21 protein-coding genes and 1 pseudogene are annotated in these 20,692 nt (G+C 68.1%); 10 read left to right on the top strand and 12 right to left on the bottom strand.

The genetic code is table 11. The features are described from left to right. The first annotated feature begins 29 nt into the window (after positions 1–29). The 3 genes from ACIOHC_RS41575 (at position 30) to ACIOHC_RS41565 (ending at position 3,013) form a co-directional block, all read left to right on the top strand. A complete protein-coding gene (locus tag ACIOHC_RS41575) occupies positions 30–863 on the top strand; it encodes a transposase family protein (protein WP_365694722.1) in 834 nt (277 codons plus the stop codon). 739 nt (positions 864–1,602) lie between these two features. Beyond that, entirely contained in the window at positions 1,603–1,980 is a 378-nt protein-coding gene (locus tag ACIOHC_RS41570) for a hypothetical protein (RefSeq protein ID WP_401846656.1), read from the top strand. 136 nt (positions 1,981–2,116) lie between these two features. Next, positions 2,117–3,013 (top strand): hypothetical protein, encoded by an 897-nt coding sequence (locus ACIOHC_RS41565; protein ID WP_401846653.1) that lies wholly within the window; start codon positions 2,117–2,119, stop codon positions 3,011–3,013. Between the two features lie 88 nt (positions 3,014–3,101). Here ACIOHC_RS41565 and ACIOHC_RS41560 read toward each other — a convergent pair whose 3' ends face one another. After that, positions 3,102–3,257 (bottom strand): DUF6131 family protein, encoded by a 156-nt coding sequence (locus tag ACIOHC_RS41560; RefSeq protein ID WP_266798967.1) that lies wholly within the window; start codon positions 3,255–3,257, stop codon positions 3,102–3,104. 634 nt (positions 3,258–3,891) lie between these two features. Here ACIOHC_RS41560 and ACIOHC_RS41555 point away from each other — a divergent pair. The 4 genes from ACIOHC_RS41555 (at position 3,892) to ACIOHC_RS41540 (ending at position 6,610) form a co-directional block, all read left to right on the top strand. Continuing rightward, positions 3,892–4,329, top strand: a complete 438-nt coding sequence (locus tag ACIOHC_RS41555) for a hypothetical protein (RefSeq protein WP_351086791.1) — start codon at positions 3,892–3,894, stop codon at positions 4,327–4,329. A gap of 1 nt (position 4,330) precedes the next feature. Beyond that, positions 4,331–4,543: a hypothetical protein gene (locus tag ACIOHC_RS41550; protein WP_351086794.1), complete on the top strand. Its 213-nt coding sequence runs from the start codon at positions 4,331–4,333 to the stop codon at positions 4,541–4,543. Between the two features lie 535 nt (positions 4,544–5,078). Further along, the gene (locus ACIOHC_RS41545) at positions 5,079–6,137 is read left to right on the top strand and encodes an ice-binding family protein (RefSeq protein WP_401846650.1); all 1,059 of its coding nucleotides are present in this window, start codon (positions 5,079–5,081) and stop codon (positions 6,135–6,137) included. Positions 6,138–6,202: 65 nt separating this feature from the next. Continuing rightward, the gene (locus ACIOHC_RS41540; protein WP_351086796.1) at positions 6,203–6,610 is read left to right on the top strand and encodes a hypothetical protein; all 408 of its coding nucleotides are present in this window, start codon (positions 6,203–6,205) and stop codon (positions 6,608–6,610) included. A gap of 55 nt (positions 6,611–6,665) precedes the next feature. Here the strand turns inward: ACIOHC_RS41540 and ACIOHC_RS41535 are convergent, their stop codons facing one another. The 4 genes from ACIOHC_RS41535 to ACIOHC_RS41520 form a co-directional block, all read right to left on the bottom strand. After that, on the bottom strand, positions 6,666–7,982 hold the full coding sequence (locus tag ACIOHC_RS41535) for an ice-binding family protein (RefSeq protein ID WP_351086798.1): 1,317 nt from the start codon (positions 7,980–7,982) through the stop codon (positions 6,666–6,668). 209 nt (positions 7,983–8,191) lie between these two features. Then, positions 8,192–8,590: a hypothetical protein gene (locus ACIOHC_RS41530; protein WP_365693952.1), complete on the bottom strand. Its 399-nt coding sequence runs from the start codon at positions 8,588–8,590 to the stop codon at positions 8,192–8,194. Beyond that, on the bottom strand, positions 8,587–9,441 hold the full coding sequence (locus tag ACIOHC_RS41525) for an IS5 family transposase (RefSeq protein WP_365693951.1): 855 nt from the start codon (positions 9,439–9,441) through the stop codon (positions 8,587–8,589). The genes ACIOHC_RS41530 and ACIOHC_RS41525 overlap by 4 nt, the downstream gene beginning before the upstream one ends. 90 nt (positions 9,442–9,531) lie before the next feature. Further along, complete coding sequence (locus ACIOHC_RS41520) at positions 9,532–10,137, bottom strand: hypothetical protein (protein ID WP_365693950.1); 606 nt, start codon at positions 10,135–10,137, stop codon at positions 9,532–9,534. 539 nt (positions 10,138–10,676) lie between these two features. On the opposite strand from ACIOHC_RS41520, the gene ACIOHC_RS41515 reads away from it, so the two are divergent. Both ACIOHC_RS41515 and ACIOHC_RS41510 read left to right on the top strand, forming a co-directional pair. Then, a complete protein-coding gene (locus ACIOHC_RS41515) occupies positions 10,677–10,922 on the top strand; it encodes a hypothetical protein (protein ID WP_351080032.1) in 246 nt (81 codons plus the stop codon). Between the two features lie 716 nt (positions 10,923–11,638). Then, entirely contained in the window at positions 11,639–13,294 is a 1,656-nt protein-coding gene (locus ACIOHC_RS41510; protein ID WP_351079967.1) for a hypothetical protein, read from the top strand. A 283-nt stretch (positions 13,295–13,577) separates the two neighbouring features. On the opposite strand, the gene ACIOHC_RS41505 is transcribed toward ACIOHC_RS41510, so the two are convergent. From ACIOHC_RS41505 to ACIOHC_RS41495, 3 genes are all read right to left on the bottom strand, one after another. Then, the gene (locus ACIOHC_RS41505) at positions 13,578–15,698 is read right to left on the bottom strand and encodes a hypothetical protein (protein WP_365693948.1); all 2,121 of its coding nucleotides are present in this window, start codon (positions 15,696–15,698) and stop codon (positions 13,578–13,580) included. A 188-nt stretch (positions 15,699–15,886) separates the two neighbouring features. Further along, entirely contained in the window at positions 15,887–16,606 is a 720-nt protein-coding gene (locus ACIOHC_RS41500; RefSeq protein ID WP_351079971.1) for a hypothetical protein, read from the bottom strand. 249 nt (positions 16,607–16,855) lie between these two features. Beyond that, positions 16,856–17,557, bottom strand: coding sequence for a hypothetical protein (locus ACIOHC_RS41495; RefSeq protein ID WP_365693946.1), 702 nt, complete (start codon positions 17,555–17,557; stop codon positions 16,856–16,858). 213 nt (positions 17,558–17,770) lie between these two features. Here ACIOHC_RS41495 and ACIOHC_RS41490 point away from each other — a divergent pair, with 213 nt between their 5' ends. Beyond that, the gene (locus tag ACIOHC_RS41490; RefSeq protein WP_351079974.1) at positions 17,771–17,953 is read left to right on the top strand and encodes a hypothetical protein; all 183 of its coding nucleotides are present in this window, start codon (positions 17,771–17,773) and stop codon (positions 17,951–17,953) included. Between the two features lie 91 nt (positions 17,954–18,044). On the opposite strand, the gene ACIOHC_RS41485 is transcribed toward ACIOHC_RS41490, so the two are convergent. The 4 genes and pseudogenes from ACIOHC_RS41485 to ACIOHC_RS41470 form a co-directional block, all read right to left on the bottom strand. After that, on the bottom strand, positions 18,045–18,494 hold the full coding sequence (locus ACIOHC_RS41485; protein ID WP_351079976.1) for a hypothetical protein: 450 nt from the start codon (positions 18,492–18,494) through the stop codon (positions 18,045–18,047). Between the two features lie 95 nt (positions 18,495–18,589). After that, on the bottom strand, positions 18,590–18,748 hold the full coding sequence (locus tag ACIOHC_RS41480) for a hypothetical protein (RefSeq protein ID WP_351079978.1): 159 nt from the start codon (positions 18,746–18,748) through the stop codon (positions 18,590–18,592). Positions 18,749–19,104: 356 nt separating this feature from the next. After that, positions 19,105–19,377 (bottom strand): annotated as a pseudogene (locus ACIOHC_RS41475) (helix-turn-helix domain-containing protein); the annotation flags it as partial. Then, entirely contained in the window at positions 19,374–20,636 is a 1,263-nt protein-coding gene (locus ACIOHC_RS41470; protein WP_401846641.1) for a beta-ketoacyl-[acyl-carrier-protein] synthase family protein, read from the bottom strand. The gene ACIOHC_RS41470 and the pseudogene ACIOHC_RS41475, both read right to left, overlap by 4 nt. Positions 20,637–20,692 lie beyond the last annotated feature (56 nt).

The raw sequence follows: 20,692 nt of genomic DNA, 5'->3' as shown, positions 1-20,692 counted from the left end.
GGGGTGTCCCCGGCGGCCGTTGGGATTGTGTGACGAACGCCAGAGAACGCGCCGAGGGCACCTGCCCGCTTGTCTACCAGTGCCGTCTGCCGCTGTCCACGCGGACCGTCAACCACCTCGCCGATCTGCTGCGTCGCCGCCTGAAGGCGATACGGTCCCGGTGGCGGATCCTGCCGCCCGGGCGGATCGCGGTGATCGTCCTGGCCGTGCTGCGTCACGACCAGCGCCTGGCCGACATGGCCGGCGGCGACGACGTGTCCGAGTCCACCGTCCGCCGCTGGCGCGACGAACTGATCACCCTGCTCGCCGCCCAGGCACCACGCCTGGACCGCGCCCTGAAGGAGATCGCCAAGCAGGGCGGGGAGGTCGTCCTGATCGACGGCACCCTCATCCCCACCCAACGCCGCACCGGGAAGGCCGACCAACGCAACTACTCCGGCAAACACCGCAGACACGGCCTGCACTTCCTAGCCCTGACTGACGAAGAGGGCCGCCTGATCTGGATCTCCGCCGCCCGGCCTGGCCGCACCCACGACAACACCGCCGCCCGCCACGACCACACCCTGGCCCACCTCCGCGCTGCCGACCTCGGGGCGCTGGCGGACCTCGGCTTCCGCGACGTGGACAACGACGTACGCGACCTCGCGATCGTCATCGGCTTCCACGCCACCCGCACCCGCAAGCTCACACCAGGCCAGAAGGAAGCCAACCGCGTCCTCGCCGTCGGACGGGCACCGGTCGAGCATGGCTTCGCCCACCTCAAGAACTGGCGCGTACTGACCAAGCTCCGCACCGACCCCGCCCGAGCCACCCAACTCCTGCGCGGTCTACTCGTCCTGACAAATCTCGAAGTCAACCGCTGAGGCAACGTCTTACCGGGTTCGGCGGCGGGGCCGCCAGCGCTGTCTCGTCCAAGTGCGCGCCTCCGCTGCGGTCGTCGACCGCAGCGGCAACCTGCGAGCACCACTCCGGTGACCCGACCCATGCCTTCCGGACGACGACGTAGGGGACCCTCGTGAGCTCGGGCGGCTCCGCGGGCAGCGGCACGGCGAACAGCCCCGTTCTTTACGTGCCCTGCGTGTCGTGGGAAGTTGGAGGGCCTGCAGTGCTTGGGCGGCGGGCCCTCCAACTGCTGCAGAGAGGATCGAACATGACCTCGGGCCACGACATGCTGTGGCGTCGCTGCGCGTACCTGGGTCGTGTCCTGCTGCCACTACTGGACCAGGAGCTGTGGCGTCAGGATCGCCGCCAAGAGCGGCTGCAGTCCTGGGGCATCGACACGGCGGTGGGGGAACGACTCATTGAGGTCTTCGCGGCCTTAGCCGCCCACGCTGTCGCGGTGGACGCTTCCTTGTCCGCAGCAGAGTTCGAGATCCTGCCCCTCAGCGCCGTGGCCGACGCGGCGACCGGCAAGCAAGACTTCGAACTCCTCGCCGGGCTCCCAGACACTTTCGCCGACGACCGCGACGAAATTGCTGTCAAAATCTTCCGGCTGTACGCCTACATCCCGGCCGACGCCATTGCGGAGATGGAGCGATGCGAGCGCCCCGTGACTGTCGACGACCTCGTAGCGATCGCCTATGCGCTCAACACGACCCCGCGGTGCTGCTGGCGCACATCCCCATCGACATGCCGGAACCCGAGGGGCCTCTCGGCACAGGACTTCCCGGTGACGTCGACCAGGCCGAGCTCCGCGCCTGGATCGAGGGAAAGACCGCGCTCGACCGCGAGTCGCGGGTGCGCTGGTGGGAAGAGCGGGCCAGCCGACTGAGAGTCCGGTCGGCACACCATGAAGAGCAACTGCAGGGCGCGTACGCAGAGCTGCACGAGCTCGGTGAACTGGCGCTCCAAGAGGCGGACGCCCCGCCCGTGCAGCGCCTGCAGTGGCGCATCAAGGACGGCGAGCACGCGCTCAACCAGTCCGAGGTTGCACTGGCGGTGACAGAGCACCAACTCGACAACCTCCGAGAAGACGCCTGACAGCCTGTCCCGGCCAGCCCAAATCGCCTATGGCTGGGAAGCAATGTTCACCACATGGGGCCACTGGCGGGAGCACAAGGTGTCTTCGCGGCCGTGATCTGGGCCGGGTCCAACAACCGGGAAGATCGCCAAGCAGGTGGCCCCGCTTGACGACTTGGGCCGCGACTACGGCGAGCGCCACAGCACCCTGCACCCGGAGGTCTGGCAGGCGCTGCGCGCCTCGCCGCTCCCGGCCGCCGCGCTGCCCCTGCCCTTCGGCGGACTCCAGTGGCCGGCCGGGCAGATCATCGACGCGGTCCGTCAGCTCGCGCTCGCCGCCCCGTCCGCCGGGTGGGCGGAAGCCATCCACGCCCCGGCCGGGGCGTTCACAGCCCGCCTGGACACCCAGACCGCCGCCGAGCTGGGCCTGGGCCCCGGCAAGCCGCCGCCGCTGATCGCCGGATCCTCCATCCCCGCCGGGACGGCCGAACCGGCCCAGGAGCACGTGCGGTTGCGGGGAACCTGGCCGCCGGTCACCTCCGCCCCGCAGATGACCCTCGCCGTCCTGGCCGCGCCTGACCCCGAGGACCACGCCACCCGCTGGTGGTGGGTGGCGCAGGACAACGTCCACGTCCTTCAGGACTGGGACGCCGTCGGGCTCCGGGGCGGCGCCTCTTGCTCGGTCACCTGCGACACCCTCGTCCCCCCGCGACCACACCGTCCGCCTCACCGAGCCCGCCGCGTTCGACGAACCGCTCTACCGCTTCTCCCTGTACGGGCTGATGGCCGTCTGCATCGCCGCCGTCGCCCAGGCCACACTCGTCAGTCGACAGAGCCCCCGTACATTGCGGCCGCTCCTGCCCCCACAGGTCCGAAACTGGGCGTACTAAGGGCTGTCCCGCAATCCCTGGCGGGCGCGCGACGACAGCTACGGCACCTCGCCGCGTTGTCGGAACGTCCGCATACATCCGGTATGCGGATGTCTCTCCGCCTTGCGATGCACCGCATCCGACGCCGCGCACTGATCCACCACGGATTACGGGACAACCCTTAGGCAAGCCCGCACCGGCCGCCGCTCACCTCGAGGGGGGCGGTACAAGCACCCACGCCTGCGGTTGTCGCACAGCGGGGTGCGGCAGCTTCTACCAGTAGTGCCGTCGTCCGCCGACCGCGTGGCCCAGGCTTCCCAGCAGGAACAGGATCGCTCCGATCACGATCAGAATGATCCCGACCGTCCACAGAATGGTGATCTTGGCCAAGAACGCCACAATCAGCAGAACGACTCCGATGACGATCACGGTTTTCTCCGATCACGCATGAGCCCGAGCCCCGACCAATCGTCCTCCCTGCCTGCCTCACTGGCAAATTGACCAGCAAGGTCAAGCAAGGTCCTGTCGTACCGCAGGCCGGACGCGTGCTCACCTGTGCAGCCGCAGTCCCCCCTGTCTCCACCTCGACGCCCTGGCGCCACCAGGTCGCACGACGAGCGCGCCCTTCCCAGGGGAGTGGCACGGGCGAGGACCGGAAGACTGCCAGACTGCCTGCACGGCGGTGCCCGCCCTACCGTCCGCGAGGGTGACCCCGGCTGGACTGCTTGTACAGGGTTGCAGGCTGCCAGACCCGACGACTACGCGTCCCGCCCTGGCGCCTAGTGAAGATCGGCGTCCGCCCAGGCGCCCACAGAGCGGGGCGGGGCGGCATATCGAGTGTGACGGCGATGATGCGGCCTTCGGTCAACCGTGACAGCTGAGGGCGAGCGGTGCAGTGTCGACGCGCTCTGCTGTCGGCTGAACGAGCTACCTCTCGCGATCAGGCGATGAGTCTGATCGCCGAGGACGCCGCCCTGGCCCAAGCCTGACGTCATGGATCTGACGCTTCGCACTTTCTAAACGGACTTATTCTGGATACACGCCGCAATTCCCGGAGTACGTCATGATCGTCATCCTGGGGCTCATCATCCTGATCGCCGCGGCAGTCGTCGCCGTGGCCGGCATTCTCACCAACGATGGCAGCGCTCACCACCTCACCGACGACTTCTCGGTATTCGGATATCATGCGACCGGTTCCACCGGCACGCTGTTCCTCTACGGCATCGCCGTCGGGGCACTGGCGTTGTTCGGACTGAGCCTGCTCGTGGCCGCTGCGCGCTGCCCGTCCCACCATTTCAGAACCTCGCGCCGGGGCCTCAGAGAGCCCGGTCGCGAGCCAGCCGCGGATCGCGAAGACACGATAAGTCAACGCGAGACCCCCCGTGCGGAGACTGCGCATGCGCGGGAAAACGAGCGGCCCCACGACGACCGCCCTGTCTCCCCGGACAATGGTGGGCGGGGCAGGTGGCATTTCTTCGGGCACCGATCCGCCCCTCAATAACGTGGCTGCTGCACCGATAGTCGTGCACCGGTCGTCGCCGTCGGGCGGCCGCCGCGTTACCGCGTACGGCCACATCCTCGGCGTCGCCCACGACGATCACGACCTGATTGAGTTCCTCCGCCGTGCCGGTCTCCCGGACCCAGAGACCCTGATCGACGATCCCCAGATGGTGGAGTGGCGGGGCAGCCGCGCCCACCAATGGGACGCGGCCTGACCTTCGCCCCTCAGAAACCGAGGATTCTGCCGAAGGGCCCCTTCCGGCCTTTCGGCGGGCCCCACCTCGATTCGCGCCCACCAGCCATCACCTCCGTCCGAGTCCCGGGGGAACAGGACGCTGCCGGACGGGGCGGTTGCTGGGGTTGCGGTACTGCGCTGCGGTACCACCCCAACCAGGGTCAGGGTTGACGGCGTGATTGTGCTCGGCATCCTGCTGCGTCGTGGCCTGGTTGCTCTGTCAGCATCCGCCTATAGGGCGAATGCGCCGCCACCGCAACTCCTTTGGCTCCGATAGAGCCCTCCTTGCGTGTATATAGGTAATTTCTGTAGGTGAGTGACGGTTCATCACGAGTCTGTGAGATCTCGCCGCTAGTGCGGCGGCCTGTGACCTGACCGGAGCTCACCTCAGACGCCAGGAAGCCTGGTGACTGAGGTCAACGGTGACAAGAAAGGACTCATCCATGGCAGTGGATGCCATCCCCTCCGCCCCTCCTGGCAGACGGCGAACATGGAGATTCAAAGCAACTGTCGCCATGCTGCCCGCGGCCGCGCTGCTGCTGACGATGACTTTGATCTCGAACCTCGCGCGCGCAGCTGACGCTCCTGTGGGATTGGGGACCGCCACGAGTTACGCGGTCCTGGCCGGTCAAACGATCACGAATACAGGTCCTACGGTCGTCAACGGCGACCTGGGAGTCAGTCCTGGTAGCTCGGTGACGGGCTTTCCGCCCGGAATCGTCAACGGAGTGCAGCACGTCGCCGATGCCGCCGCCGGTCAGGCTCAGTCCGACCTGACCACCGCCTACAACGACGCGGCCGGCAGAGCATCGACAGCCACCCTGACCTCCCCGGGCAACATCGGCGGACTCACGCTGACGCCCGGCGTCTACAGCGCTTCGTCGTCGCTGAATCTCACCGGGACTGTCACTCTCGACGCCCAGGGTGACCCCAACGCCGTCTTCATCTTCCAGATCGCCTCCACACTGATCACGGCCCCGGCGAGCAACGTCCTGCTCGTCAACGGAGCGCAGGCCTGCAACGTGTTCTGGCAGGTGGGGAGCTCCGCCACCCTCGACACCAATTCCTTCTTCAAGGGCAACATCCTGGCCCTGACGTCCATCGCGGTGAACACCAACGCGGCGATCGAGGGCCGGGCGCTGGCGCGCAATGGTGCGGTCACGCTGGACGACAACGTCATCACGAGGGCGGTCTGCATGACAGGGCCGCCCGGGCCTCCCGGCCCGACCGGGCCTCCCGGACCGACCGGATCCACCGGCCCCTCTGGGCCTCCCGGACCGACCGGATCCACCGGCCCCTCTGGGCCTCCCGGACCGACCGGATCCACCGGCCCCTCTGGGCCTCCCGGACCGACCGGATCCACCGGTCCCGCAGGGCCTCCCGGACCGAGCGGGCCTCCCGGACCGAAGGGACCGAAGGGAGACAGGGGACCGAAGGGCCACAAGGGAGACAGGGGACCTAGGGGAGATAAGGGTCATAAGGGAGACAAGGGTCCGAAGGGAGACAGGGGTCACAAGGGAGACAGGGGACCGAAGGGCAGCGGCCACAAGGGCGACAGTCACAAGGGTCGATAGCATCCGCTCGTCCTCATGGCTGTGTTGCAGCGTCGACGGCTTCTGAGAAGCAAAGTCTCACGTTCATGAGGAAACTGCGCCCCTGGATGCACCCTCCAGGGGCGCACGACCCACCCGCAGATCACGCGAGAGGGCAACCGGCGGCTGCGCGAGGATTCGAACACCTCAAGGCCACCCTGCGCCGCGCCCTGGGTCAGCAGATCGGCCAGGTCGGCGCCGCCGACTTCGGCGCCCGCGTCGACGAACTCACCGTCGCCAACAAGCGCTTCGAAGACGCCCTCGCCCAGGAATGGGTGCGCAACGAACTGCAGGGCCGGCTGATTGCGACGGAAGACGATCTCGCCGCGACGCGGACCAGCCTGCGCCGCGTGATCCGATCGGAGGACCAGCAACCCGCGTCATGCGGCACGTGCCGGCCGCCGCTCACCCCGTGTGACGGTCGGGCCGCCCCTACGGGAACAGGCGCGACCTGAGCAGGGTCCTGGTTGTCTCAGGCGGCTGTCGCGTCTCTCGGGGTGTGTCGGTCCTTCACCAGGGGCGGGCGATTGTGTTGGTGTCCATGGATACGGCCCCGTCACGGGCCAGGGTCTGGCCGTTGACGGTTGCACCGGTGTTCACAGTGATCGAGATCGCGGCCAGGATTCTGCCTACGAAGGCGGTGTCGGTGCCTAGGGTTGCTGAACTTCCAATCTGCCAGATGACGTTGCGGGCCGTGGCGCCGTTGGTGAGGAGCACGCTGCTTGCAGTTGCAGTCGTCAGGGTCGATCCGATTTGGAAGATCCATTCGGCGTTGTGGTTGCCCTGGGCATCCAGCGTGAGCGTGCCGGTGAGCCCGATGGAAGAGGCCGCGTTGTAGACGCCGGGGGTCAGCGTCAGACCGCCGAGGTCTCCGGAGATGCCGGCGTCCGGGATCTGGCCGGCGGCGTTGTCGTACGTCGCGATCAGATCGGCGTGGGCCAAAGCGGCGTCCGCGTCCGCGTTGTGGATGGTTCCGTTCACCTGGCCGGGCGGGAATCCGGTAATGGACACTCCTGGCCTGACTCCTAGGTCTCCGGTGACGCTTGAGGGGCCCGTGTTGGTGACCGACTGTCCACCCAGGACCGCGTAGCGTCCCAGATAGGTATAGGCGGACGAGGCGGTTGTGGTGCCACCGAGGGTGGTGACCGCGACATCGGCCGAGCCGAGCACGCCGGCTGGTACCACGGCGTCGATCTCGGTGTCCGAGGCGATCCGGTAGGAGAGGGCGGCCGTGCCACCGAAGGCGACGCCGGTGGTGTAGGAGAACGCGGTCCCGGTGATGACGACGAGATTGCCGCCGTCCACCGGTCCTGAGTCGAGGGTGACGACGGTGATGGAAGGTGAGTCGAGGTAGGTGTAGGTGACCCCGTCGGCGATTCCGCCCCTGCTGCGTACGGTGACCGTCACCGGGCCCGCGGAGACCGACGCGGGAACGGTCACGGTGAGTTGGCCGTCGGAGTCCACAGTGAATTCGGCGGCCTGCGTACCGAATCGGACCTCGCTCGTGGTGTAGAGGCCAAGGCCGGTGAGAATCACCGTGTTGCCACCTGCCAGGGGGCCCGCGGGAGGCGGGGCGAGGCGGAAGGAGGGCGGCGGCAGGTAGAAGAACTCGCCGACAACTCCCGTTCCTCCGGGGGTTGTCACGGAGACGGGCACAGGGCCATGCCCGGAAGGGGTGATGGTGGCGGTGGTGGTGTCGCTGACGGCCGTGAAGCTTGGAGCCAGGCTGGAGCCGTAGCGCACGCCGGTGGTGCCGGTGAAGTGGCTGCCGGTGAGGGTCACCGCGTCGCCGCCGCCGGTGGATCCCTGGTTCGGTGAGACCGCCATAAGGGACTCCTTGAATCCTAGGGTCGACGATGGGAGCACAGTAGGGCCGGCCTGTCGTCGACCGCCACAACTGTTCGTTACGCGAAGTAGCCCACCGACAAGAGACTGCGTCAACGGCCAGGGCGTCATTTCACCCGAAAGGGGCAACGCGGTCCTGACCTGTGACGACTAAGTTCGTTGACACCGAACACCACTCGACTGAGAGGACGTTAAGTCCGTTTCTGGTAGCGGCCGCGTCCGGGTTGGTCGAGGAGTCCCTGACGGAGGATTCGTCCCAGTCGGGAGCGGGTGACGTTGATCGAGGGCTCGTCGGTAGGCAGACCGAGGAGTTCGTGTAGGTCGCGAACCCGGAAGACCCGTCCGGGATGTTCGTTGAAGGCGGTCACGATGCGCTGGCAGACGGTGGCGGTCTGCGCGGGGGTCGGTTCGTGGTCGGGCAGGGTGAGGCTGTCGATGACCTTGCCGGTGGTGATGATCTCAGCGAGGCGGGCCTCGACCTCGGCCAGGGCGCCGGCGAGTTGGACGATCTGTTCGCGCAGGTGGTCGGCGCGTGCGGCGGTCTCGTCGTGTTCGGCCTGCAGCAGCCGCAGGAGTTCGGTGACGTTCACACGGCCAGCTCGATCTCGTCGCGCCAGGCGGGGCTGGAGGTGGTGAGGCGGCGGAGCATGCCCGCGGTGGAGGCCCAGTAGACGCGGGAGGCGGCGTTGTCGGGCCGGTGGTCGTAGTCGCGGGCGAGGCGCCGGTGGAGCATGAGGGTGCCGTTGACCTGCTCGACCACCCACCGCTTCGGCTGCGGAACGAAGCCCTTGCCCTGGGTGTCGGGGTTGCGGCGGACCACCTCGACGGTGATGTCGTTCACCGCCCCGTGGATGATCACGGCGTCCTTGAAGCCCTGGTCGGCCAGGGCCTTCTCCAGGCGCATCCCGCACCGTTCGGCCGCCTGGTCCAGCAGGGCGATGCCGGCCTCGTTGTCGTGCGCGCTCGCGGCGAGGACCACCACGCCGATGACCAGGCCCAGCACGTCGACGGCGAGTCCCCGCTTCCTGCCCGGCGTCTTCTTGTTCGCGTCCAGTCCCGTCGTCTCCTTCGGCACCCCCGCCGCCACGCGGACGGACTGGGTGTCGATGATCACCAGGGACGGGTCCTCTAATCGCCGGGCCCGCTCCCGTACCTGGCATCGCAGGATCTCCTGGATCCGCTGGTCAAGGCCGTCCTGGCGCCACAGGGTGAAGTAGTAGAACACCGCCGACCAGGCCGGTAGGTCGTGCGGCAGGAGCCGCCACTGACACCCTGTCCGGTTCTGGTACAGCAGGGCGTTCACGACCTCGCGCAGGTCGCAGGAGCCCGGGTCCCCGGTCGCCGAGCGCGACACCCGCTCCTGCTTCCAGGCGGTGACCAGCGGCTCGATCAAGGCCCACTGCCCGTCGGACAAGTCCGTTGAGTACGGCATCCGTTCCATACCTCGACCCCATCATGCTCACGACACGCGGGTCAGCCCAAGCGACTCCGTACCCACGAACGGGCGACGCCAGATCATCTAGAAACGGACTTAACGTCCTCTCAAAGCTGCGCGGACGCTCGGGTTGCCATCAAGAAGCGCGAGGTTCGTCGTCAGGACCATCTCCGGATAGGACGAGTTGCGCATCCATACCTCGGCGCTGCGAATGAGCACCGACACGAGAGCGAGCTGGTCGGCCGGGTCAGCGGCGGCAAACGATCGCAGCTGGGCAAGGTGCAGGATCTTGTCGAGCTCAGCTGTCGCCCCAGCGATGTACCGGCTCATTTCCTGAACCCCGGCCCCAGCAGGCACGCTCGCCCGCGTCTGGTGCTGGATAGCGTGAGCGACAAGTGTCAGCAGTTCCAGGTGCGGGGTGTTCGCCTCAGCGGAGCTCGGAGCAACCCCTTGGGGCCCGAACGGCAAGAACCGCTGACGAGCCACTTCGATCAGCCGGAGCGGATCGAACCGCCGAACGTCGTCGACGAACTCCTCGACAGCCGTGGTCAACGCCGCATCGGCTGCCGCCGCAGGATCGTTCCCATCGAGGGTGGCCATGAGCGCAGTCAACGCGGTCACGGAATCCATCAGCCTCTGCGCGTGCGGGTCGGTCACCGGCGACACGGAGCTGGAACGGCGACGCTGCTTCTTGTTGCGCACCTCGCGGCGCTTCGACCGAGATCCCATGGGCCAACCTCACCACACCGCACCACTGGCCGCTGCCCGCTTCGGATCACTGTCCGCGCAACCAATCAGCCCCCGGGTGCGGCGGCCGGCAGCCCTTCGAGGAGCCGGCCGCGCTCCGCACGCCGCGACGTCAGGGGCATCAGCGGCAGGCGCACTCGCAGCGCCGCCCAGAAAGGAACCCTTCGTGAGAAGGGCCAGGCCGATGGTCAGGTCTGGCCCTTCTCGTATGCGCAGGTGAAGCCGATGGCCTGCCGCTGGAGCATGGCGATCGGCTTCACGCGGGGGCAGGCGCGCCAACCCTTGCCCGGATTCCCTGTGCGCCGGTTGGAGCCAGTAGCAATCAGGGGCCGGTCCCGATCCGTGCGGATCGGTGTCCGTGGTTACGAGGGTGACCTAGCCCCCTCCTCCCATCATCGCCCCATCTCAGACGGAGGCCGATCCTTGGCTGTACTGGTATGCGGGAGCGGTGCAGGGGCACACGAATGGCACCCTTTTCGAAAGGAGCCCCGCCCATGCTCGACATAGCAGCCGCCGTACTGTTCTTCATCTCTTTCCTGATCAACGCCGCGGACATCGGCACCAACGACGTGTTCTCCTCGACGAACGTCATGCTCCTCGGGGTCACGGCCCTGGCCCTGCACCTCGCAGGCATCGGAGCCGGCCGGAGCACCCACACCACCAGCAGACGCTGGGCCCTGGTCCCGCTCCTGACCTTGTCCCGTGACCGGCATGACCGGCGCGAAGAGAAGAGCCGATGACACCGGCCGGTGGCCGGGACAGCCGGTGTGGTTCACGCTTCTGCAGCAATGCTGATCACGACAACCATGGAGCGGCCAGGCTGCTGCCCGTATGCACCCTCCCGAGAACCGGCCGATCGGCACGGGCGCAACAGCCCACAGCGAGCATCGGCCACAGCGCAACACCCCAATACGCGCAGGGGTGTTGCGCCAATTTGCTACCGAGGACCTCGCACGACTTGCCCGCCCCTTCCGCCCACATGCGCAAGTCCCTGCCTCCAGCCGCATACGGCCCGAAGCCCGGGCACGTCCTCGGAGCCCGCACACCCCCCTTCCGCCCGGCCCTCATGGACCTACGGCAACCCCCTGCCGTTCCCGCCGAACTCGTTTACCTGCGAGGGCCTTTGGCAAGCCCCCCCTCGCGCATGGGTGCCGAGGCCCGGTGTCACAGGCCGGGGCTAAGGGTTGTCCCGTAATCCGTGGTGGGTCAGTGCGCGGCGTCGGATGCGGTGCATCGCAAGGCGGAGGGACGTCCGCATACTGGATGTATGCGGACGTCCCGACAACGCGGCGAGGTGCCGTGGCTGTCGTCGCGCGCCCGCCAGGGATTGCGGGACAGCCCTTAGGCTCCATGTGTGACGATTCCAGCTCCTTCTCCCGCCGACATCGACGCAGCGATAGCCCGTGCTTCACGCAGCGGCCGGCCTGCAGACGCTCAAAGCAATGGTGTGCCGCAGTTGGCTGCAGCCCTGGGAGTGCTGCGCCGAGCCGATGAAGGGCAGATGCTTTCCGTCGAGGTGCTGCTGGCTGCTCATGACCTGCTGTACGAGCAGGTGCCTTTCCCGCTCGGTGAGAGCAGTCTGCGCCGCCTGGCCGAGGTGCTCGTCGGCAGGGGAGTGGTGCCCAAGAGCAGCGACTACGAAGGCCGCTGGTACCTGTGGTGGCCCAAGAACGGGCGCGGTCCTTGCCGCGACTGCGGCAAGACGCGTGCGCTGACCCGTTTTTCAGGGCGTTACGGTGACGACTACCGCTACCTGTGTGCTCGGTGCCGGGCCACGGAACGAAGCATGATCGCCGAACGAGCAGAGCAACTGCGCACCAAACCCGGCATGGCGGGCGCGCCGTCCGCCTCGGTGGCCAGTCCTGGTCCGGCGGGGACGAGGAGCGCAGGGCGCTCCGAGAGGGACGTGCCTTCTTCGCAGGAGTGGAGCAAGTGCGCGACGCGGCTGTACGAGATGCTTGCTCCGCTGGAATGGGCAGGATTTGAACTGCCGGAACAATGGGACACAGACTTCGACCGCCACCACGGCGCACTGCTCTTCGAGACGCTGTGGCGCGGTGACGGCGGTGTGGACGTCAGCTACCACCCGCACGAGGACAAGGTGGTGCTGGGGCCCTTCGAGGACGTCACAGGGGAGTGGCCTTACTCCTACTCCTTGCTGGAAGACAGTCTGGAGATCCCGGTACCCAGGCCCGGCCGGGAGGCTGCTGCCGCTGTCGAAGCCGTGGCCGGCCAGGCCGGGCTGCTGGACGCCGCGCACGTATATGTCGCCGAATCGGCCCCCGCGGAAGCCAAGCAGGACTTCGCTCTGCGTAGAATCCGCCGCATCTTCCAGCCGGCCGCCGAGTTCCGCCGGCTGCCGCCGACCGAAGTGCTGCGTGAGATCACCGAGGACCAGTGGCTGAGCAGCTACCTGGACTGGGTGGTCGGCATGACCGGGCAGGATGTCGCACCCGACATCGTCCCGGACGCGGCCGCACGGGGCGTGGCCGCCTGGTGCTGGCGCAACAACACCGCGGTCGAAGACCACCATGTGGAGACGGACGTGCTGATGGCGCGCGTCAACATCGCCGTCACCCGCCTGACCCAGCAGCACATCTGCCCCGTCGAAGGCATCGACTGGGACGGCATCAAAGACGCGCTGATGGACCCCGATTGGGCCCTTCCCGATGCCACCCCCATCCGCTCCCTGTTCGGGGAGGGATGGACGGAAGTGGCCGCCACCGTCTGTACGGAGCTCGACCGCTGGCGCCGACTCGACCATGAACGGCTCGGCCCACAGACCACACTGATCCTCATGACCATCGGCGGATCCACCGGCTACACAGACTCCTGGTGGGGGCAGGGACGCTGGCACAGCATCTGCCGTCACATCCTCGACGAAGCCATTGCCGCAGACCTGGCCCTGCCTGCCCCCTACGACCGGGAAGGCCCCGATGTCTTCCTGGCCGACCTCCAGAACCCCGATCGTCTCCCCTACACCGTCCTCGACTGGTTCATCGACCTACCGGACGCCGGAATCAAAGGACCTCGCGGCCTACGCATGAACAGCATCACCCGGCCGCTCCGGCACTGCTGGGACCCCTTCTGGCTCACCGACACCGGGGCCTGACCTCGTCCGGCCGCCCCACCATCCGCGAAGGGACACCCAGGCCAGGGAAGGAGGACCGCGGTGCTCGCCGCGGCAGACCAGCCACTGCCCTGGCCTGCCGAGTAGGTGCGGGTCCTGCTCCCGCTCATGAGGACCCCCGGATCAGGGTCAGCGGCCCGGCGTCCGCGCCCCTGACCGGCTGCATCCCGTGCCCGGCCCAGTGGGCCGGGCCGCCGCAACATCGCATCACGCAGCGACCACCGCGCAACACTGGGGCAGGACCGCGACAGCACCTGACTCACCGTCAGGCGCGGTTCCGCAGTTCGGCGCGCAGACGGATGACGGCCTGCCGCCAACGGTGGGCCTGCCCCGGGGAGGGAAGCCATGCCCGCTCAGTCTGAGCATCCAGGGTGCTGAGCTCGTCGAGTCGGCTCAAGTACCTCTCCACATCGACCCTGCCGGAGCCAGCAGCCGAGTTCTGGATGAGGTGGTGCAGCCGGTGTGCTGCCCGGTAGTAGGCGACCTGGGTATCACTGAGCCGGCGCACTGCGTACCCGCCGCACTTGCTGCACGGATCGAAGCTCTTGTTGTGCAGCAGTTCCGCGATGGTCACCTTCTCGTCCTGGCGGTCGACCCCGGCGTAAGGGCGCCGGTGCGCACAGCCGGGGGAGTGGGTCCGGCCCTGGAAGCGACCTGACGCATCCGTGGTGTACGCCTGTACGGAGGCGAGCACTCCCAGAGGAAGGCCAGAGCCGTCGGCCCAGTACTCGTCACCCACTGACGCGAAGGGTTCCAGGTCCAACTGCTCCATCGCCAGCACACCGTTCCACACAGCCGCAGCGAACGGCCTGAGCGGATAGCCCTGCTCGTCTTCCGCGACGGCCTCGAGGTCCCGCAGATCCGGCAACGAACGCGCCAGAGCCAGAGATTTCAGAGCCTGACGGATCTCTCGCTTCTCCCTGCACAGCCGCACCACAACCCGTCCGCCCTCCGCTGCGCTCAGACCCCGTCCGAACGCATCCTCCTCCGGGTCGTACGCAGGACGGACCCACACGTCGTCGTTCTCGGCCGGGTCTCCGGCGTACGGCTGCAAGGCGGTATCGATCAGGGCGTCGGGAAGGTCACTGGCGGCGGCGAGGATCACACCCTGCCACCCGGCCGCACAGCGCTGTTCCAGAGCACCCAGCGTCACCACTTCGACACCGGCGCCCAGGCCCAGGACCACGTACAGCTGCTCCGCGCCGCCCGCTGTGTCGCGCAAGGCCCGCAGGTGCTCCTGCCGCAGCAGTTGGCGGCCATGCACCGGCGTGTCGTCAAACACCCCAGGCCCAAGACCGGCATCCGCCTCCAGAACCGACGTCCTGTCCCCGGCCGGAGGCTTTCCCTCGGTCTGGGTTTCGTACACGAGCGGGGAACGCTGCGACAACAGGCGCGCCGCAACCAGTTTCGGCACCCGCAGCGAGATGACCGGCTCAGCCGACCCCGCCCAGTCCACCGAGACCGTGTACGAGGCGAGCACGCCCCGTTCCCACTGACTGAGCCGGTCGAGCGCAGACGCGCTCCGGCTTGCTGCCGACAGGGAACCGCCAAGACGTACGGACAGGACCTGCCCCCCGCAGTCGGCTGTGACCGACCGGGTCGCTTCCTCCGCCCAGGCACTCAGCAGCTCCTGGGCCCGCTCCAGCATCTGCTCAAGCCCCTTGCGCCGGCTGCTCATCCCGCGGGACAGCCGGTAGGCGAGGTACTCCTGCTCACGCGGATGATCCCAGCTGTCCTCCACCGCGTCGCGCCACTGCCGCCACAGTGACGTCAGTGCGTTCCGCACGTCGTCGCGTGCACCCAGCAGGGCGAAAGCGGGATCATCGACAGGGAAGTCCGGTTCCTTCATGCCCGACACCGCTGCCGCCAAGGCCAGCGCATCCGGGGCGATCAGCCGTCCGGCCCGGGTGCGCAAGACCTGCAGGCGGTCCAACTTCCGCTGCACCCGCGGCTCAGCCCAGGACCTCAGCCAGGGAAACAGAGCCAGGACACGGTGCACGCGGTGCAGGCTGACCAGTGCGTCGAGCCACTCGCCCACGACGGCTTCACGCACGTGCCGGGCTTCCCGCACCTCCTCCCAGCAATCGTCCTCCGCGCCCTCCTCTTCCCCTTCGTCGGTCTGCGCTCTCTCCTTGCTGCTCGCAGAGGCAGGAAAGAGCAGCGAGGCAGCCTCGTCCAGCTCCATGTCATCGAAGCTGTCTTCATCGGCATCGCAGCAACGCCCGAGTTCATACAGCAGACCCAGGCCTGTGACCGCGTCCAGGAAGACGGCCAGCCCCGTCCCGGGACGTGCCCACGATCCGTACGACGCGCACTGGGTACACAGCCGGCCGACTGCCGAAGCGTCCAGCTGCACCTTCCGCTCGGCGACACGAGCGGAACGCACATAAGAACAGGAGGACGTGAAGTGCAGCTTCGCATCCCTCGCCTGCGTCGACCACAGAGTGACAACAGCGCCTTCGAATGGACCGAGCGGTACGTCCGGCGTCAGCAGACCGTACGACATACAACCTCCCCCTAGCGGTGGCGTGAGCATAGCGACGGCCACGGACACCGACGTCCTGCCGCCGGTCCTTACCCGTTGCTCCCATCCCCCAGGACTGGAAAGTGCGCCAACGCCTTGGCCGGCCGGAAGGCCCTCTGTAGCCACTCGGGCCCTGCCGCCAAGGGCAGCGAGACACAAACGAGGCGCCGGCCTACCGCGGCGGCACCCCAGGAAGCAGAGCCGAGGCGCCGTACTGGGCCAGTGCCTCCCGCCCGCGCCGCTGTGATCATGCGGTTCAAGCACTGCTTGAGCTCCATCAGCTCCGGGGGAGCGCTGACCGTCTCGCCGTCAGCGGCGAACTCGGCCAGAATGTCGCTCTCTACAACGGAGTGCAGCCGAGCGTGCATGGCAGAGAAAAGATCCATAACCCTGTCAGCCGCCTCAACGACCTTCTCAGGGCCCTCCAGAGCCACCTGAGCTCTCACTTGCTCCAACTCGTCGACGAACTGCTCGTCCTCCAGGACGAGCAGCATGCGGCCGTACCCGTCGCCAGGCCCACTGCCCCACGCCTCATACAGCCTGGAACGCATCCGGTAGACCAGAGCCACAAAGTCCCTGTAGACACGCCGCCGCGGCTCCACAGCCTGCAGCAGATGAGTCGACTGCAGCTGGCCTGCCATCAGAACCTGCTGGCTCTGGATCTGCTCCCGCTGGCTCCTGCGGCTCCACCAGCCACTCAGCAGCGCCGGCACGCCGGCCAGCACCCCGCCCGCCACCGCGGCCGCCACTACGGCCCACTGCTCATCCATGCCAGCCATCATCGCGCAGACGAACTCGGCCCCTATCCCCGCCCTTCTTGCGATCCTGCCTGACGGGGTCACGCTCGCCCACTGCGTCATGGGCAAGGCGGATGGTTGGGACGAGTTCACGCAGACGAGAGTGCCTCCGGGCCACCTCGGATAGCGGCCGAACGGAACGCCCGTAGGCTCGGCTGCTCCGCGCAGATCGGCCAGAGCGCACCCTGGGGCAGCCGGGAGCCGAGGCCCTCGAGCGCGGGATCACCTGAGGCACGCGCTTCCGTAACGGTGATGGGCCTCGCGCTCGCGTGCCCGGCGCGCACGCCAAAGCAGCATCGCCCAGGCGCTGCGGCCTCCCAGTTCCAGCGACCAGTCCTTCGCGTACCCGGACACGGCCTCCCAGCCCTCTTCGGGTTCCGGGTGGAGCAGGTACGCCGCCAGCGGGGTGAGGGACGCCTCGAGGACGGCGTCGAACAAGGGCTGCGGCACCGGCGGGGGCGGCGCGGCTCCTTCCTTGCGGGTGTACCGGTCGGGGTCCCAGTCCTCCACGACCCGCTCCAACTCGTGGTCGGCGAGGCGTGGCAGGAGCGCGACCGCCGCCTCAACCTGCTCGGGGCGCCGGGCCAGGGCGGAGACCAGCCCGGCCCACAGGCGACGGTGGCGCAGGATGGCCGGCACGTCGTCGGCGGTCACCGTGCCCTCGGCCGCCAGGGCGGCGAGCAGCTTCTCGTCGCCGTGGACCAGGAGCCGGCCCCGCAACCGCTTGGCCGACGTCCGCGCCAGCAGCGCGGGAAGCGCCGCCTTGAGGGCTTCCTCCCGCCACTGGTCACCCCGGGCATCGAACCCGGCCGGGCACTTCGCCGGGGCGCACAGGGCCTCGATCACCGTCTTGAGGGCCTCTTTAGGGAGGTCCTCGCTCATCGCGAGGTCCCGCCACAGCGGATACGTACGGGCATTGACCATCCCCGGATCCCCTCTCACGCCTGACCCGGCGCCACCGCCCGGTCGCCATCCGTTCCGACGACCGTACGGCGTACCCGGGCCGGAGCGGGGCGCGATCCACGAAGTGCAACCGTGACGGTGCAGACGTCAACCACGGTGCCACGCCACACCCGTTCCGGTGATCTCCGAGTGAGAGCCGCCTTCTTGATCAGGGCCGACGCCAGACTCACGGTCGTGCCCGATCCCCATGCCCATCTCCCCTCCGCCGACGATCCCGACGGGGCACGCCCGACAACGGCCGGCATTGGGAAGGTCCGCTTCCCGCTCGCGCGGTGGATCCTCGCCCCGCGTACGACGTGGCAGGCGCGCCGCCTGGCCGCCGACTTCGGCGAGAGGATGGACGCCCGGACCGCGTGAGTGATGGCCCGCCTGGCCCGCCACCCTGACGAGCGCGGCTACGCCATGGGCCACCTGGACGACGACCGACGGGCCGTGGACTGAGCAGAGCTCAGGCGCCGGCCTTCGGCTCGCGCAGAGCGGTTCCCTTGCCGGGCACAGCCTCGCCGGTCTCGTCATCGGCGGACCACAGGGCACGGGCGAGGAAGTGCAGGGCGACCATCCCGGCGTAGATGAACACGCCCCAGCCGAAGGTCAGCACGAAGACGTTCGCGTCGCTGCGCGGGGAGCTGTAAGCGACGCCCTGCATGGTCGTGAACAGCCACGGGAACCACACCGGCCGGACAAAGCCCGGGTCCGCGTACCGGCCGCCGCCCCGGCGCCACGACAGCAGCGGGACCGACGCGAAGCCGACGCTGGCCAGGCAGTACATGAAGGCGAAGAAGTCGTTGGCGATGAACTGGTGGCCGTTGGTGATCCCGAGGTAGGCGACCCCGGGCAGGAAGAGCGCGGCCGGAACTCCGAAGCCCAGCACCTCGCCACGGTCTCGGATCTTCGCCACGCTCTCCCCTGCTGTCGACGTCTCACCCGGCACCGTACCGGCCGCGCACGGCCGGATCCGCCAATCGGCAGGAAGGGCCAGGAGGGCGGGGCCGGCTACTCGCGGCGCGCGAGCTCCTCAGGGGTGGGCACGTGCCGGGTGACGTACGAGGCGCCGCTGAAGTCGACGGTGACCTTGTGCCGCAGCACGTCGCCCTCGGCGTCGTATCCGCAAGATGGAAATCCCGGTGACCTCTCGTAGGGAAGGTTGAGCATTCTCCGAATCAGCTGGCTCTGGCAAGGCAGTGCATGTAGATGTCACTGGGCCGCGGACGGAGCTGAAGATCGCGACTCGGCTACGTGAACAGCATGCTGCCGCCCAACGCCGCGACGGCCGCCCTGACCTTTGCCTGGCGCTTGTCGTTCGGCCAGCTCCAGGACACCCGAGGATTAGCTGTCGCCGGGAACCAGCCGGAGTAATGACTCTTTCCGGCGTACCGTGAGCGCTTTCGACGCCGCGCCCGGGCTGACCGTGTCCGCAGCAACCGGACGTGACACCCCGTCGGTCCGGACGCCCTACTCAGGAGATCCGACCGTGACCGAAGTCGCGCTGAACGAGTCCCCCTACGAGAGGCGATACGAGTGGCCGACCACTTGTGGGCACGCCGCATCTCCTCAATGCGTGTGACCACGCCGACTGATGTCGCACTCGGCTGATGGTGCGGCGCCGAGCTTCGATCAACCAACCCGAGTTCGCCGCGTCGCCGGTGCCGGTTCACCCACTTCGACGCCGTTGCTCGGGAAATCCCCATCTCTGCAGCGACATGCGCGATCGGACGAGTCTTGCAACGTTCGATCAATCGGCGGCGACCCTCCACGGACAATGGTGCGTTCGCGGGGGTCATGGTGTCGTCGAGGCCGTACGGGACGCGTGGTGCCGTGCGCCGGTGACGATGAGTGAGACGTTCTGTCCGCCGAAGCCGAAGGAATTGCTGAGCACGGCCTCCTGGGGAACGTCTCGTCGCTCTGCGACGACATCGAGATCGATGTCGGGCCCCACGCCGGCCGCGGTGAGGTTGCGGGTCGGCGGGATGACGCCGTGCTCCACACTGAGGACGGCGACGAGCGCCTCGATCGCACCAGCCGCGCCAAAGAGATGACCGAGTGCCGCCTTGGGGGCTGTCACGGTGGCGCGGCCGAAGACCTCTCCGATCGCGCGTGCCTCGGCGACGTCGCCGACCGGAGTTCCGGTGGCGTGGGCGTTGATGTGGCTGATCTGCTCGGGAGCCAAACCAGCTTGCGCAAGGGCCTTCCGCATAGCGGAGATCTGACCGGAGCCGTCGGGAGCGGGTGCCGTGATGTGGTGAGCGTCGGCGGCGATGCCGGCTCCCGCGAGCACCGCGTGGACGCGCGCGCGCCGGCCGCTGGCATGCTCAGCGCTTTCGAGCACCACGACAGCGGCACCTTCACTGAGGACGAATCCGCTGCGGTCCGCGGCGAACGGCCTGGACGCTGAAGCGGGTTCGGCGGTGTACCGCGACAGTGCCTGTGCCTGGACGAAGCCAGCGACGGTGATCGGAGTGATCGCGGCCTCGGTCCCGCCCGCGATGACCACGTCCGCCTCGCCGGCACGGATGAGCCTGGCCCCCAGGGCGATAGCCTCGGCACCGGAAGAGCACGCCGAGACAGGCGTGTAGACCCCGGCCCGTGCGCCGTATTCGATACTGATCAGCGCCGCCGCCGCATTGGGCATGAGCATCGGTACCGTGCGCGGCGAGACGCGCCGTGTCCCGGCCGCCTCCAGTACGTCGTCCTCCTTCAGCAGCGTCCGTACACCCCCGATGCCCGTGCCGATCGCTGATGCAAGCCGGCCCGGGTCCACCCGCGGGGGACCGGCATCGGCCCAGGCTTCGGCCGCCGCGGCCAAGGCCGCCTGCTGCGAGCGGTCGAGCCGCCTGGCCTGCACCGGCAGCAGCGACTCGGCGGGGTCGATCGCCATCGTCCCCGCGACGGTGTCGGGAAGGCCAGCATCCTCGTGGCCGCGCAGGACGCCGCCGCGGATGCCCGACTTACCGGCAAGCAGGGCTTTCCAGGTGGACTCCACGTCTCTACCGAGTGGTGTGATCGCGCCGAGTCCGGTCACGACGACTTCAGTCCGGTGCATGCTCTTCAACCTTTCTTGTATGCGATACAAGTGAACAGCCTTGTTGTATCACATAC

The organism is Streptomyces sp. NPDC088252 (assembly GCF_044740965.1).
Classification (GTDB): domain Bacteria; phylum Actinomycetota; class Actinomycetes; order Streptomycetales; family Streptomycetaceae; genus Streptomyces.
Note: the sequence above shows the minus strand (reverse complement) of the source record. Positions and strands in the feature narration are given on the sequence as shown.